This is a genomic window from Acinetobacter sp. TUM15071, from assembly GCF_008980925.1.
GTDB lineage: Bacteria > Pseudomonadota > Gammaproteobacteria > Pseudomonadales > Moraxellaceae > Acinetobacter > Acinetobacter dispersus.
The window spans coordinates 1-498 of sequence record NZ_BKGB01000050.1; the positions used below are offsets into that span (position 1 = coordinate 1).

The 498-nt window shown below is 42.0% G+C and carries 1 pseudogene; it reads right to left on the reverse strand.

Annotated features, from left to right (window positions below):
* Positions 1-498, reverse strand: a pseudogene (locus GBI66_RS19160) (PQQ-binding-like beta-propeller repeat protein); the annotation flags it as partial.

Here is a 498-nt window from a genome sequence, read left to right on the forward strand (position 1 = left end):
AATACCATCGTAATTTAGACGTTTGAAAGATACACGACACATGAGCTGATCAAGCATAGTGGCACCCCACATGTCTTTATCAGTCAATTTATCTTGTGGCGCCAAGTTCAAGTCAGAGAATGGCTGAGTTTTTGAATAGAACTCACCTTTAGTTTGTGGTCCACGTTTAACTGTTTGTGGAACTGGTTTCTCAGTTACAGGGACAATCGGTTGACCATTACGGCGATCAAGCACAAAGGCATTACCTGTTTTCGTCAATACATAGATTGCAGGAACAGTTTGGCCAGCTTTGTTTTTGATATCAGCTAAAGATGGTTGAGATGGTACGTCCATATCCCATAAATCGTGATGGGTTGTCTGGAAGTTCCACACTAATTTACCAGTAGAAGCATTAATCGCTAACATTGAGTTTGCATAACGCTCTTTCAGCTCGGTACGGTCACCACCCCAGATATCTGGTGTACCTACACCTGTTGGTACATAAACGATGTCAAGTTT